Genomic DNA, 14207 nt, shown 5'->3' with positions numbered 1-14207 from the left:
AAAGAATGAAGTAAGTAATCAACAAAAAGCGCTTGTTCAAATCCAGAGTGAAAAAAGCGAATTGCTAGATGTGAACAATGGATTAACAGAAAAGATAAAGATTTTAAATACAAAGAGTAATGAATTTGAAAAGAAAATTCATGGATTAGAACAACAAGCAATGAAAGCTACTTCTAGTAAGATTCTTAAGAAAGAGGATAACTCAGAAAAATTTGCTCCCTCGATTAACGAAATTACAAAAAATCTTGAAGAGTTAGAAGGCCTTAGAGAAAAGATTAATAGTTTAAACAAAGTAAACACACAATTAAAAGATTTAAGCAAAATACCTGTAGTAGGGCTTAACCCTGCATTTCAGGAATCTGCTAAAGCAGAGGCTATAACATTAGAACCTCACTTAAGAAAATTAGTGGATAGCGCGAAGATACTTGCATCTGACTTGAATAATCAGAGCTCTGTAATAAAAAAACGTTTATCAGATTTATCTTCTGATAATCAATTAGCGGATAGTAATTATAAGCAGAAAGTGGAGATCTATAGACAGGAGTTAATCAGTTATTTGCGGATAATCGAGGATGAATTACGCATCCATACTTCCATGCAAGGATGGGTACAAGGAAATAAAGAAAATCAAGGTATGTTCCAAACTCTAAAACAAGCAAGAGAAGGCCTTAAAGATCTTAGACAAGTGTCTACAACATTTAGAATATCTTACACTGATTATCCAATGGCGGAAAAAAGTAAATATTTAGGTGGCAGTGAGACCAAAGGTTTAGGTGCTTCTTTAACGGTTTCTAAGCCTAATGGTACAAGTGCACCCTATGAAATGGTAAATAGAGTAGCGCCTAATTATTTTCGTGAACATACGGTCGATATTAAGGACAAAGTAGTAGGTCGATTTATTGAAGAGCGTATTACTAATGAGGCGGCTCCAAAAACCAAGTTAACGGTGACTTCTTTTCCTCCAGCGACTGATCCTAATGGTAGAGTAGTTTATTCCATGGCTATGGTAACTCAGTTGTTAGCTGGTTTAAAAGAGCCACCATCAGCTAAAAATCCGATCATTTTGAGTGGTGAGAATGCAGAGCAACTTGAATATTTATGGACTGCAGTGAAAGTGATTGGAGAGAACACACCTCATATGAAGTTTGATCTCGATGCTATAGTAATAAAGTCATCGAAATTTGATCCCAAGAAGGAAATAGAGGAAGGAACAGAGAAATTTAGTGCTGATTCTTGTTATAAAAAGAATTTTGATCCTGATTTAGTGAAAGGATTGTTAAATGATGTTTCTAAATTAGCTGTGGATAAGTTTGGCCACAAATCAGAACAGGCAGTAAACTCTTTTAATGATATGAAAAAAGCATTAAAAGACATGAAGCATGAGAATCAAGAAAATATAAAAGAAAGTGATCAGCCTAAGCCTTTGCTGAAAAACTGACAATATTGAAAATAGTTTTTTACGTATTTGAGTTATCGTGCCTTAGATAACTCAATATGTCGGTAGATATACAGGGCGATTTCATTAAAATTTAATGCTTATCCAACTAGTTCAAACAGTATAAAAGTATGTTGGGCCAAAGCCCAACATACATGCTATCTAATCTAAGTGTTTATTTTATGTTAATTGATTTTTCTCCTCTAACGAGAAAAATTTATCTCAAGTTGCTGGCTTTATTTGTTTGACATCAAAAGTGCCTTGTGTCGCTGCCTCCGAAGGAACTTGTTCTTTTAGATTATTTGAATGATCATTTAATGGTTGTGCCGTATTTCCTTTTAATGCATCCGCTAAGCTAATAAATTTATAACCATTCTTCTTATACATTTGTAATATATCATCTAAACACAAGCTGTTGAGCAAGTTGGCATGAATTAATAAAATTTGTTTTACAGGTTGTCCATCTACTTTCTTTGCCCCACGTTCAGCAGCTAATGTTTGTTTCCAAATGTAGGCTAAATAACGTTGTTTGAATTGCTCAAGATTCTGTGTTCTTTTATGATAAGGAATACGGTAAAAACGCGCATTAAATTCATAATCTTTACTGTCAATGGTTACAGGAGCAATGGTGTATTGATGTTCTGCTAAATATTCAATTACTTTTTGCTTTTTAGCTCCAGTGCCTTCAGCAAGATAAGGATAACGGAAGTATTTAGGTTCAGTCATTACTGGTGCTAATTTGGTATCGGCGCGTTCAATATCGGCAATGTATTTCTCGGCACTCATGCCATTTAAGCTACGATGAGTATAAGTGTGATTTCCCAAGGAAAAGCCTTGATTACGAAAGGTTTCCAGTAAATCCCATTCATTTTTAGCTACTGCTTCACCTATGACAAAACCTGTCGCAGGAACTTGATTATCTACCAAGGCCTTCACTAGAGCCATAAATCGATCTTGAGTTCTTTTTAAACTGGCTGGAGTGCTTGAGCCTGAACCAACAAAAGGTAAATCATCAATGGTAATCGCAATTTCACGCTCTTCAGTAGCGAAACAGTGAATATTGAGGGCACATAGTAATAAGGTTACAACGGTTTTTCGTAGTAACATGATATCCCCTGATTTATTATTCTAATTATTGGTCAGTTAAACTATAGTAGATATTTCTCAAAAAAAAAGTTACATTGATGTTTTTTTATTTTTCCAGATGATTTCATTTCACTGTTAAAAGAATTGTTGCGTTAATTATGTAATTGTCTCTTTTGTATTTCTTTTAAAGTGAGTTTTTGTTGATCAAAAATAATACTCTGTTATAATTTAGCCTTTAACTATTTATTGTAGAGGCAACATGGCAGGTTTTTTTGAAGAACTGAAACCACAGTTAGATAAAATAGTACCCGAGAGTAGCTATTTTTCAGCTAAACGCTTTATTAATCCGTATGAGAATAGTAAGCAATTTTGGGAAATGTTACTAAAAGTAGGCTATTTACCAATTGTAAATGGATTAAAAGCTTGTTACTACGCCACTAGAGCCCTCTGGGCAACGGTACGTGCTGTAGGTAATTTATTAATTATAAAACCAGGTTATGCAGTAGATGCATTAAGAGAATGTTCTGCTAATCTTGTACTGGCTTTTTGTTCGGCAATAATGGCTCCTGTCCGTGCTCTGACTGCGTCAATTGAATTGCTAACCAGGATCCTTTCTTCATGGTTTATTGGAAAAGAATCTGATGATTTGTCAAAAATGAGACTGGTCGATAGATTTAAAAAAGCATACAATAGCTATGGGGATTTGCTGCCCTCATCTTCTTATTTCCAAAGTTCACGCTTTTTTTCTCCATATGAAAATGTAATGGATTTTCTAGGGCAGTTGTTTTCTCCTCTAACTACTGAGCTTGATTCTGGTTTTAGATCATTAGGACACGCATTCAAGGCTGTTATCTCTGCACTTGATGCTATTGCTAATGTAATCATATGCAAACCAAGACATGCGTTAGAAAATGTACAGAATCTTAGTATGCATCTTTCTTTGTCTTTTGCTTTAGCAATCATGGCGCCAATTAATGCTTTGGTGGAAAGCATTGTCTTTATTTCTCGCTTAGGCTCTACTTGGATTGCTGCATGCGCATCACCGGAAGAAAGGGTAAATACTTCCCTTCGTGCCATATAAAGGGATACTTTGCAGTAAACTCTTCTGAGTGACGGCTTTTTTATAACTTCCTGGTCTTCTCCATGTTTAATAAATAAGCCTTGATCGTTAAGCCGCCGGCAAATCCAGTAAGTTTACCATTAGCACCGATCACTCGATGACAAGGGGCAACAATGGAAATGGGATTTTTACCATTGGCGGCTCCCACGGCACGAACAGCTTTCGGATGTCCGATTTGCTGAGCAATTTGTTGGTATGAACGTGTTTCACCAAAAGGAATGCTTGTTAAAGCGTGCCAAACTTTTTGTTGAAATTGGGTACCGCCAAAATCAAGTTTTAGTGAAAATTGAGTTCTTGTACCAGAAAAATAATCATTTAATTGTTTTTCTGTTTCCAAAAGCAAAGGGTAATTATTGTCTTCCAGACAAAGTCCAAGAGGTACACGTTTAGGATTTTCATTTTCCCAAAGAATTGCCGCCAAACCTTTATTACTAACCACGAGTTTTAGTATGCCTACAGGGGAGGGCATATTTTTATAATAATAAGTCATGATTTTATTCCCATAGTGCTCTTTTTAAAACTATAAGCTTGATTGTAAATTATATCTGGCTGTTTTCGGACATAGAATTAAAAAAACTTCCATGTCCGAAAATAGCCAGAAAAAAGAGGGAATATTTCTATAATTAATAAAGAGTAAATATTTTAAAGTGAAGTAAATGAAATGATTGATGGCGATATTGCTTATAATGCACTTGTATCACACGATTCCCGCTTTGATGGTGTATTTTTTGTAGGGGTTTTATCTACTGGTATTTACTGCCGGCCAATTTGTCCTGCGCGAACTCCTAAACGAGAAAACTGCCATTTTTTTACCAGCGCTGAGGCAGCAGAAAAAGCAGATTTTCGCCCTTGCTTACGGTGCCGTCCTGAATTAGCTCCAGGAAATGCGCCTGTGGATGGTGTTCAACGTATTGCCCATTTAATGGCAAGACAAATGGAAGAGGGGCTAATTCATGAAGGTGGAACTATGGAAGCAATTGCTCAACAATTCTCTCTTAGTTCGCGACAATTACGGCGTATTATTCACCAAGAATTTGGGGTGTCACCTATTGAATTAATACAAACTCGTCGCTTATTACTGGCAAAACAATTATTAACAGATACTAAATTGCCCATTATTCAAGTAGTTTTTGCTAGTGGTTTTACAAGTGTGCGTCGTTTTAATGAAGTGTTCCGCAAGCACTATAAAATGCCTCCTTCACGCTTACGTAAGGAGGCATTTCTTCAAGATAAAAAAGCACAAGATATACAAACCATCACCTTACAATTAAGTTATAGACCACCATATGATGGGGATAAGATGTTGGCCTTTTTAAAAGCAAGAAGTATTAAAGGAGTAGAATACATCACTGAATCCAGCTATGCACGTACTGTTGATTTAGGAAAGTACCAAGGATGGTTTAAGGTAACACATATTCCCCAAAAACATGCATTATTGGTGGAGCTACCCCATACTTTAACTCCAGTATTACCTGCACTGCTAAGTCGTTTACGCCATTTATTTGATTTGAATACCCGTCCGGATTTGATATATACACAATTAATTCAGGATAAACAGCTAAAAAATAGCATGGAATGGCATCCTGGTATGCGTGTTCCAGGAGCTTTTGATGGATTTGAGATGGCAATTCGTGCCATTTTAGGCCAACAAATAACGGTCAAAGCAGCAACTACCATTGCTTGTCGTTTCGCTGAAGCTTTAGGTGAATCAATTGTTACTCCTTTTCCTGAACTTTATTTGCTGACAGCAAAGCCTGAACAAGTTGTTGCAAAAACTATTGATGATATAGCTAAATTAGGGATTATCAGCGCACGAGCACGAAGTATTCTTGCCTTGGCTCAAGCTTTTACTACGGGAACATTTCATCTACGGCCCGGTGTAAATCCTGAGAAAATCATAAACCAATTACTTAACTTACCAGGCATTGGGCAATGGACCGCCCATTATATTGCCATGCGCGCCTTACACTGGCCTGATGCTTTTCCAAAGGAAGATATCGCTATACGTAATCGCTTAGGAGGTATTAGTGCACAAGCAGCTGAAGAAAGGTCTCAATGCTGGCGTCCATGGCGCAGTTATGCGGTCTTGCATATTTGGAATGGTATTAATTAAATATCTGAAGATTTGTTTGGTAACATCAAAGTCTCTATTCGGTCATGGGCTTCTCGATTCCATGACATCTTGTTTATAGTTATGGCCTTGTTGCAAAGTTGTTTTTTTGAAAATCTTTTGAGCAAAAAAACTGTAAATTGAATCAGTTATTGTGAGCTTACTCTCTTGTAGATCCATCGTGTCAGTCTTAAGTGATTCTTTATGGACTTGTGCTTCTTGATTAGGATTGGAGAGCAATTCTGTTTTTTTGTTAAGCAAATGCAGTGGATTTTGCTCAGGCATAGATTGTTCATGCTTAGCATTTCGCCATGTATAAATTTGCTCTTGTATATGAGGAAATGCTAACCATCCAAAGATAAAGAGACTGGTAAAAGCAAGGCTAATTGAAAGATAGATTACACTGCAAATTAGTAATGTTATAGGTATTAAAAACATTGAGGCATGTATTAATGAAAAATAGTTGCTTTGTGATGTTTGAGGTTCGAGTATCGTTGTTGTTTCTTCTGCGTTTTTAAAAATCTGAGGCTTTAAGTTATCTAATTCAGTTTTAAGCTTCTCTGTGGATAAGCTGAATAGGGTACGTAAATTTTGTAGTGCCTGTTCATTTTCTTTAGCAATACGCTCGGGATCGGTTTGATAATCTAATAACTCTTGAATTGCTTGCCGAGTGTTCGGTGATAAATTTTCAGGTATATGTTCGAGCCATTGACACAATTGTTCATAAGTTGTGCCTGCAGGAAGTTTATTTAAGAGGGTAAAGAAATCAGGATGGGCAATGACCTTGAGCAAATTAAAGAACGCAGGCAAAGAAAAAGTGCTAATCTGCGAGATGAAATGAGCATCTAATTGGGAAGTCTGCTCTAAGCATTCCTTATAGGGGCTGTTTTCTAGAAGTTTTAAGATAGGCTCTGAATGGGAGGCTTGCTGTAAAAATTCTATTAAAGTATCAATAGTGACTAGATTGTCGAGTGTGCGATCACGATATATTTCTAGTATATCAAAAACAGCTGGCATAGCTTGCACAAAGGGAATATATTCTTGCTGTTTGGTTAGCTCCAAATATTTTGTTAAAGCCAAGAGAAGAGCCTTATTTTTTACTAGAGGGCTGAACCTATCTAAAAAGAAACCCATTGTTCTTTCTTTTTCTTCAGACAACTCGTTAAGTGCTTTAATCATTTCCGATAATGCATCACCAATATCATCAAGAGCGATTAGCATTTGAGCTATGAGTGATTCTGAGTCGGAAAATTGCTTTTTCAGTTTATTTTTTATCCATCCAAGTACGGTAGGTAGAATAAAGCTTTTTACAATAAAGGGTATGGGGCCACCAAAAACTATAGAACTCATAGTTAAAGTAGTACTTATTCCATTAAACCATGCCTTTACTCCTGAAATGTCGATCTCGGGCAGTCGCACCTCATCCCATCTTTTTTCCTTAATTTGGGCTTTGGTTGTATTTAGGTAGTTAGTAATAAATTTTTTGATACGTTCAATGGGTAAGAGATTTCCTATGACAGGAATCGCTTGAGCATAATTAAGCATTTCATCGATGCTGGTCTTTATTTCAACTATTATAGTATCAATTTTTTGGGGAGTGAGCACCTCGTTTTTGTCTAAAGCTTGTCCCAGGGCCTGATTAAAGCTGCATTTCTTTTTTAAATACGAGTCAAATGTTTCTATAATGCTATCTAACATTTGGAAGTTTTGTATTGTTTTCTGATGTCCCTCTATTTTCCATTGACAATGAAAAATACTGGCTAAAGCACTTAATTGCTCAACCCTGGTTCCTTTTAGTTGCGTAATTGCTGTAGTTAAAGCGTCAAGAGGAATTGAAGGTTCAATAAACTGTATTTCGTTATATTTATTTTCTGGAAACCACTGATCGAGTATCTCTTGATGATTTTGAACGAGCATCGCTAAAAACTCTCTGCTGGCATCTTCATCTATTACGTTATGTTTTTCTAATAGGTCTGCATGATATTTTTCGATACGTTGATTGAGTGTGCTTAAAGTACGTAGCAAATTTTCATGAGATACAATAGATGCTCCCTCACCTAATTGCCGTGCCAAAATTGCATCGGCTGTTTCACGAAACTTAAGAATATATTTATTGACAATCAGATAGCGAGTATCTCCTAATAAGCGTATTTTCAAGCGTTCTTGCTGTTGATTAATACTGATATTATGTTGATGAGTTTTAAATGCTTGGGTCAATATTTCTTCTGAGTCAGAAGGTAACCCAATTGCTTGTGCATCAATAATAGAAATGAACTGCCCACATTTACCATTGCGAGCAGCTCTTCCTTGTATTTGTCGTAAATCACTTGGGGTCAGATCAGTACAAGTATTAATAACTAATAAACCATCTTCGTGTTCTGGCTCAAAATCAGCCCCTCGTCCCAGACTTTGGTTCACTATGGTGAGATAATCCTCTTTGCCCGCGGTATAAATCACATCTTCTTCTGATTTTCCTGCTTCTTCATAACCGTGATAACATTGTAATTTCCATTGAGTATTTATGGCTATGAAATGATGCAGTTGCTCTGTGGCTTGCGGCGAACGAGTGATTAATAAAATAGGTTGTGCCGATTTTTGTTTTTTATGGTTTACAATCCAATCAAAAACTTTTTTAAAGTGGTCATCTGTTCCAAAAGCGGTTACCAAGCCTAAATCCTCAGAAAGGTCGAGGTTGAACGTAGGATACTTAAACGCTACTAAGTTTTGTTGCTCATAAAATTCTGCTAGCTCAACATAAGATCCAGCAGTTCCTGTTAGTCCAATAATAAGACCATTATTGATACGATAATAATCAAAAAAATTTTTGGCTGTAGTAGTCACCAGTGTTTTAGTACAAGGTTCAATAATGAATGGATAAGTAGGTGCTGGTTTTCGGCTATTAAGTAATGTATGCAATAGCTGTTGCACATGCTCTGCATAGCTCACATTGGGATCAGGCCTTTTCGTGCTAGAAATGATGGGTGCTGCATAATAATGTGTTGAGCCCGACTTCTTGGTTTCAACTATATAGTAGTCTACCTTTTCTTTCAACTCGTGAGCCACCATCGCTGATTCAATTAAAACGTCGAGTAACTCATCGGAAATTTGGCTAGTAAAAGCAAGAAAATCTTTATTAATTTTTTTGGTAATAAAATAGTTGCGTAAATTAAAAATGTCTTCTTGAGTAGTGCAGGGATTGCTATGATAAATTTCTTTTTCTTGCACAAAGTCAAGAATCAACTGATATAATTGAGCCCATGATTTCGTATCATTTTGCAGGGGGTCTAAGGTTGCGGCCAAGCGAAATTGAACGACATTTGTTAATATAGCATCGATCTCATCACATATCAGAGCAGGATTTTCAGGAAGAGCCTTCTTTTCAAGGGCCATACGAGTTCGGAAAAGAGACAGGTTTGAAGCTGTGGAATAATTGATGCCATTTGCAACATATTCGCAATGAGCGCTTTGGGGCGTAATAATATTTTTTCCATGAGGAATTCCTAAATACTGATAAAATGGAGAAAATTTTTCTAAAGCCTTTTTAGCTAATTGGTTATTTTCAGTGGCAATATCAGTCGTTTTCCCTAAGCTACAAAGCAAAACGCCGAATATCGCTGCTGTAATACTCTTTCCCTCACCAGTTTTAATTTCATGAATTGAGTTGTTTAGATAATGCAAACGCTTGAGTAAGGCTAGAATTTGCGTGCTGCGCGGAAATTTATTGGTAGTTCTATAAAGAGCTTCTGCACTCAAAGCAATCAATAATAAATAATCGTGGTGGACTTCTTTTCTTTTAGAAATTTGCTCCTGCAGCGTTTTGAATAAGATTGGGAATTCGTGTTCTTCTAAATTATAGATGGTACATTCTTTAGTAATTCCTGAGACTTCCACCTTAATTGGCTTTTCTGCCATATAAGACATTAGAAGTTGATAATCATGCCAGATACTATTTTGCTCTTCATTGCTTAATGGAAACTCATCTTCTGCTTGATGTGATTTCAGTCTAATTTGTGCGATTTTTGCTTTTACAACCTGTGGCTCATAGTAGTACCTTTGCGGATTTTCTTGATATTTTTGACGTTGAAATAATGCTATAGCTTCGTCTAAAGAAGGACTATTTAAAAGCGTTAAAATTTCTTCAGTAGTGATACGGTATAACTGGTGAAGTTGTACTAATTTCTTTAGTCCATTTAATGATTTAGTTTGCAGCTGTTGTAATTCTTCCAATATATCTCGGTTTGTAGATTGGCAAATCGTATAAGCCAGCATTAATAAGCATTGAATTTCTTCGCTTGTTTTATCGTTTAAAGTAGTATTTAGTTCTGTAAGATCATAAGTTGAATCTTTTTCATACAACCAATTCAAAATGTCGAAAGCTAATGAGGATTGGACATTTTGAATGAACTTTGTTGCTTCTTTTAATTGCGGTGCATTTAAATAAGAGTGAGTATTCAGGAACTGAAACCCATTATTGTTTTTCACCATTGAGATAAGCACAGGAATTACTAGTTCAGCCTCATTGATGCCTAGAGGTAGTAAGGTTTCAGTGAGATTTAGAAGGAGAGCTGAGCCCTCTTTAACTTCGATCGTTAGGTAGGCTTCCATGAGCACATTTATTAACATTTTTGCTTGGGGTAAGGTGGCGAAAAGCTGTGGTTTTTTTGCCAGACCAAGTAAAAAAGATGTAGCCATATTATGCATGGCAGGATGTTTTTCCATCCCTGCTGCCAGAAGTTCTATCAAGCACAAAAAAGCATCAACATCAGCATTGTTTTCTATAAGAGTGTCCATGGCTAAATACAACATGCTCTTGGGATTATTGCGAAAAATAGAAGACATTGACTCAAAAAAACTTGCCATTTTGGTGATATTTTGCAACAAAGTTCCCATATCTAATCTTGGGTATAGTGTTTTTAAATACTTCCTGATGATTTTTTTATGTTCTTCTAAACTATTGTATTCAGTAAGCCATTGATTAATCAGCACTTTCGTAATTATCAGGTCGCTATTTAAAGCATGAAGTTCCTTTTGCAAATTTTCTTTCTGAGATAATAAGAAAAACCCTAATTTTTTAGCGGCAAATTTTCTTAAGAAAATTTCCGGGATGGGGGTTTTGGCAATTTTAAATGCAGAAATATTTTCTTTCCGCCAAATACTCCATAAGCTTTGTATTCCATTTTGCTTATCAATTGGCATTTGATGTAAATGTAGGAAAAAATCATTAATACATGTGGAGATCTGGGTTGGTGATAAGGTTTTATTTAAATGATGTTTTCTCAAAAAGCCAATAAAATTTTCAGAAAATATTGTTTCATTAATATCGTGGCAATACCCATTTCCAGTGAAGGTTGCAACATAATAAGTGCATAAGAGCTGTGAAATATAAACAGCAGTTTCATTTTGTGTTTGAATGGTTGCTTGGTACAATGTACGATAGAAGGCGATGTTTTCACGTAATGATTGTGTGCCTAAATAACGAAATAATGCAGTTTTAAGATAAGCATCTCCTGGTTTATGCTCCTTGATTGCTTGTAAAAGCTCTGCATTTGAAATGGCATAGGATTTTGTTAAGGGGTTAATGGTACTAGCATGAATTTGCATTTCAGGACATATTAACTTAAAGCCATTCCATTTACATGCGTAAGGAGCATCTGCAGGTAATAGCGAAACTTCTTGAATTTCCTCGATTTGTTCTTTTAAAACATGCTTTTCCATTGCATGATCAAGCAAATCTTCTAGTCCTGTATAAAATGTATCCATATTTGTAAATGAGGCAATACATAAACCATCTTCATTGATTAATTGTTGTATGAGATTATTCATTAGTTTTTGTGCGTCTTCTTCTTGATTACCGCTATAAGACAAAAACTTTAAATAAAGACGCTGAAAAAGACTTTCTAGTTTAGATACATCAAAAGGGTGCAGAGACATCGCATTTTTTGCTAGAAATACAAGCAAAGAGTGCATGAATTTCTCAAAGATGGGTAGTTCTTTTATGGATGTTCCCGTCGGAGTTCGAAGGGCGATTTGGAGAAAAACATCATAATGGGGTGCTTTTAATAATTGGTCAACAGATCCAATGCTGACAGCATATTGAAAATAAATTTTGTAAAAATTATCTAAAAGAGCCCGTTTCTCTAAAAAAGATAATAATCCAAAAAATAATTTCATTCCCTCTTTATGCTTACTAATAATTATTTGCAGCAAGATTTTTAAATTATCTTCATTATGGGCAGCAAAACGTGAAATAAATTGGTGCAAACAAATGAGATCCTGGGGCTGATCCGGAAAATAAAAGGTCATTAAATCTAAAAATTTCTCTTCCAGACTATGAATTTCTTCTGAGCTTAATGGAGAGTGGGGTTGAAATAATTTTAATAAATCCCCTGCAATATGTATCAATTCCTTACGTTTTGCTGGTTTAACAGATGCCAGGTCCTTGTATGTCAGCAATGCAAAATAATTTAGAGGAAATTGAAATCCATTTGAATCTGTATTATGGCTTGCCAAATTAGAAAAAAGCGGAGGGGGATTAATTATGGCTTTATAATTTAAAGGTAAACTATTAATGTCATATAAAGTACGTCCATAAAAGTATGTCTCTTGAATGCAAGATTTCTTTAACGGTAAACCATCTTGTATTCTTTCAATATAATTACATAATTTTGCACCAGTAAGTTTTTCAATATTATCTATAAACAAATGTGGTAATTGAATTTTGACCAAGTCGTCAGATTCGTTTGAAGATTCTATTAAAGCATTACCAAATAATCTCGCTGCTATTTGCAAGCGAAAGTTTTTATTATTGGCTAATTGTTCATAGAAATGGCGCCTGCTGTGATTTTTTAAATAAAATTGCGTCACATAACCTCCTTGTTTTTGCATATGCTCATCTTTTGTTACTAAAGGTAGTCTTATTTTGGCAAAAACCTCTAGTTGTTGACAAAAACCATCCAAATTGGTCTTTGAGTCCCAAGTAGTGCTATGCTCAGAAGAGCAATTAAATTCTTGCTCCAGGTTTAGAGCCTGGATTTCTTGTACCTGTTCATTTACAACTTGAGTTTGTGCTATCGTTTCTTGATGTGACACCGATAATTTGACTTTAGATTTTAGTTGTCCTTGAGTTAAGGTTTTTGATTTTCTTGTACCTTGACTTACCTCTTGTGCATGAATATAAGCTCCAGGAGATTTTTGTATCTGAGGTTTTTTGATTGTGTCAGAGGGAAAGGGTAACCAATCATCAAAAGAAGGAGCTATAGTCTGAATATTACGATAAATAGGCACTAAAATTTCGGGTGAAGATAAAGAATATCCTGCACCTTGTGCTAAAGGTTGAAATTGTCCTAGTTTCTCTTGAGTATTAGGTTTTAAATCAAGTAGATTAAATTCCAGGTTATCTTTAGTAATTAAAATAACATGCACCATAAAGGTGCATTCACTTTGTGCAATCAGCTTTGTTAAGTCGTCATAAAGTTGTTGCCGTTCCAGAGCATTCTCGTAGTGACTCCCTTTAAAAACAAGCGTCATCTCCTGCTGATTCGAAGCTAGTTGCGAAGCTAGTTTATAGCATTGCAATAAAGGTACTAATTCGATGATAGATATAGGAGAAATAAATGCAAAAATAGAGGGAATGGTAGCAGATGGAGTCTTATAAACAAATTGATAAAAATGGGTATGGCAAACTAAAGCAGAGTCAAAATAATAATAGTCTTTAAAAGGAGTTTGATAGTTACTCCAGGTAATAGGAGGACTTAATGGAGATTGCCATTTTTCTTGGAGTTCAAAAGGTGATTTAAATTCATTGAAAATAAATTTTCCCAATTGATAAGAAAACCGATCTCGCTTTTTTTTATATTCTGCTTCGCTTGTTACGCAGATATCTATACCTGGTCGGAAATGGGATGGGGGAGTTTCCCCTTCTTGAACAAGAAATACTTCTCTAAAATTAATACCAACGGCATTATCGCAACCAATTAATGCAGAGATTTTTGTTAATATTAAGCTTATAGTCGAGGCATGGCCATGCCAAGGCCCAAGTTCGTCCAATTCATCAAAAACTTCTAAAGATAGTTTAAATCTTTTCTTCCTCACTGACGGCCATGTTATTTTTTTATCTTCACAGAAATATAGTGTGGGCGTACTGCCTTTAGGGCATTGCTTTAACTGTTTCAGAAAGTTGTAGCTTAAATCAGTTGTTTCTCCAGCTTTATCAGAGCTCCAGAGATAAGTTCTAGAGGAAAAAAAAGAGCATTTAAAACTTAAATAATAAAAAGGAGCCTCTAGGAGATGTGGCATAAGTGATCCAATGATAATAAAGGTAATCGTTCACATAATGGCGTCAACTTAAGGCTATTTCCTCTTTCTCTCTGTCATTAAGTTAAAGAAAATCGTAGGTTGGGCGTTGGCCCAACAATAGGTTATGATGATACCAGTTGGGCCAAGGCCCAACCTACAAC

At 35.6% G+C, this 14207-nt stretch carries 6 protein-coding genes; 3 read left to right on the top strand and 3 right to left on the bottom strand.

From position 1 onward, the window contains the following. A partial coding sequence (locus QM652_RS11785) for a hypothetical protein (RefSeq protein ID WP_415076030.1) occupies positions 1 to 1438 on the top strand: 1438 nt, incomplete at its 5' end. Between the two features lie 219 nt (positions 1439 to 1657). On the opposite strand, the gene QM652_RS11780 is transcribed toward QM652_RS11785, so the two are convergent. Next, entirely contained in the window at positions 1658 to 2542 is an 885-nt protein-coding gene (locus QM652_RS11780) for a polysaccharide deacetylase family protein (RefSeq protein WP_415076028.1), read from the bottom strand. A 238-nt stretch (positions 2543 to 2780) separates the two neighbouring features. On the opposite strand from QM652_RS11780, the gene QM652_RS11775 reads away from it, so the two are divergent. After that, the gene (locus QM652_RS11775) at positions 2781 to 3602 is read left to right on the top strand and encodes a type IV secretion protein Dot (protein WP_415076026.1); all 822 of its coding nucleotides are present in this window, start codon (positions 2781 to 2783) and stop codon (positions 3600 to 3602) included. Between the two features lie 40 nt (positions 3603 to 3642). Here the strand turns inward: QM652_RS11775 and QM652_RS11770 are convergent, their stop codons facing one another. Beyond that, positions 3643 to 4131, bottom strand: a complete 489-nt coding sequence (locus tag QM652_RS11770; protein ID WP_415076024.1) for a methylated-DNA--[protein]-cysteine S-methyltransferase — start codon at positions 4129 to 4131, stop codon at positions 3643 to 3645. 171 nt (positions 4132 to 4302) lie between these two features. Here QM652_RS11770 and QM652_RS11765 point away from each other — a divergent pair, with 171 nt between their 5' ends. Continuing rightward, a complete protein-coding gene (locus QM652_RS11765; protein WP_415076022.1) occupies positions 4303 to 5754 on the top strand; it encodes a DNA-3-methyladenine glycosylase 2 family protein in 1452 nt (483 codons plus the stop codon). 42 nt (positions 5755 to 5796) lie between these two features. Here QM652_RS11765 and QM652_RS11760 read toward each other — a convergent pair whose 3' ends face one another. Then, the gene (locus QM652_RS11760; protein ID WP_415076020.1) at positions 5797 to 14046 is read right to left on the bottom strand and encodes a preprotein translocase subunit SecA; all 8250 of its coding nucleotides are present in this window, start codon (positions 14044 to 14046) and stop codon (positions 5797 to 5799) included. Positions 14047 to 14207 lie beyond the last annotated feature (161 nt).

Source organism: Legionella sp., from assembly GCF_047605385.1.
In the GTDB taxonomy this organism is placed as follows: Bacteria; Pseudomonadota; Gammaproteobacteria; order Legionellales; family Legionellaceae; genus Legionella.
This window is presented reverse-complemented; position numbering and strand designations above follow the sequence as displayed.

Coding starts and splice junctions, on each gene's coding strand:
- QM652_RS11780 (WP_415076028.1), bottom strand. CDS start 2,542: ATGTTACTACGAAAAACCGTTGTAACCTTATTACTATGTGCCCTCAAT.
- QM652_RS11775 (WP_415076026.1), top strand. CDS start 2,781: ATGGCAGGTTTTTTTGAAGAACTGAAACCACAGTTAGATAAAATAGTA.
- QM652_RS11770 (WP_415076024.1), bottom strand. CDS start 4,131: ATGACTTATTATTATAAAAATATGCCCTCCCCTGTAGGCATACTAAAA.
- QM652_RS11765 (WP_415076022.1), top strand. CDS start 4,303: ATGATTGATGGCGATATTGCTTATAATGCACTTGTATCACACGATTCC.
- QM652_RS11760 (WP_415076020.1), bottom strand. CDS start 14,046: ATGCCACATCTCCTAGAGGCTCCTTTTTATTATTTAAGTTTTAAATGC.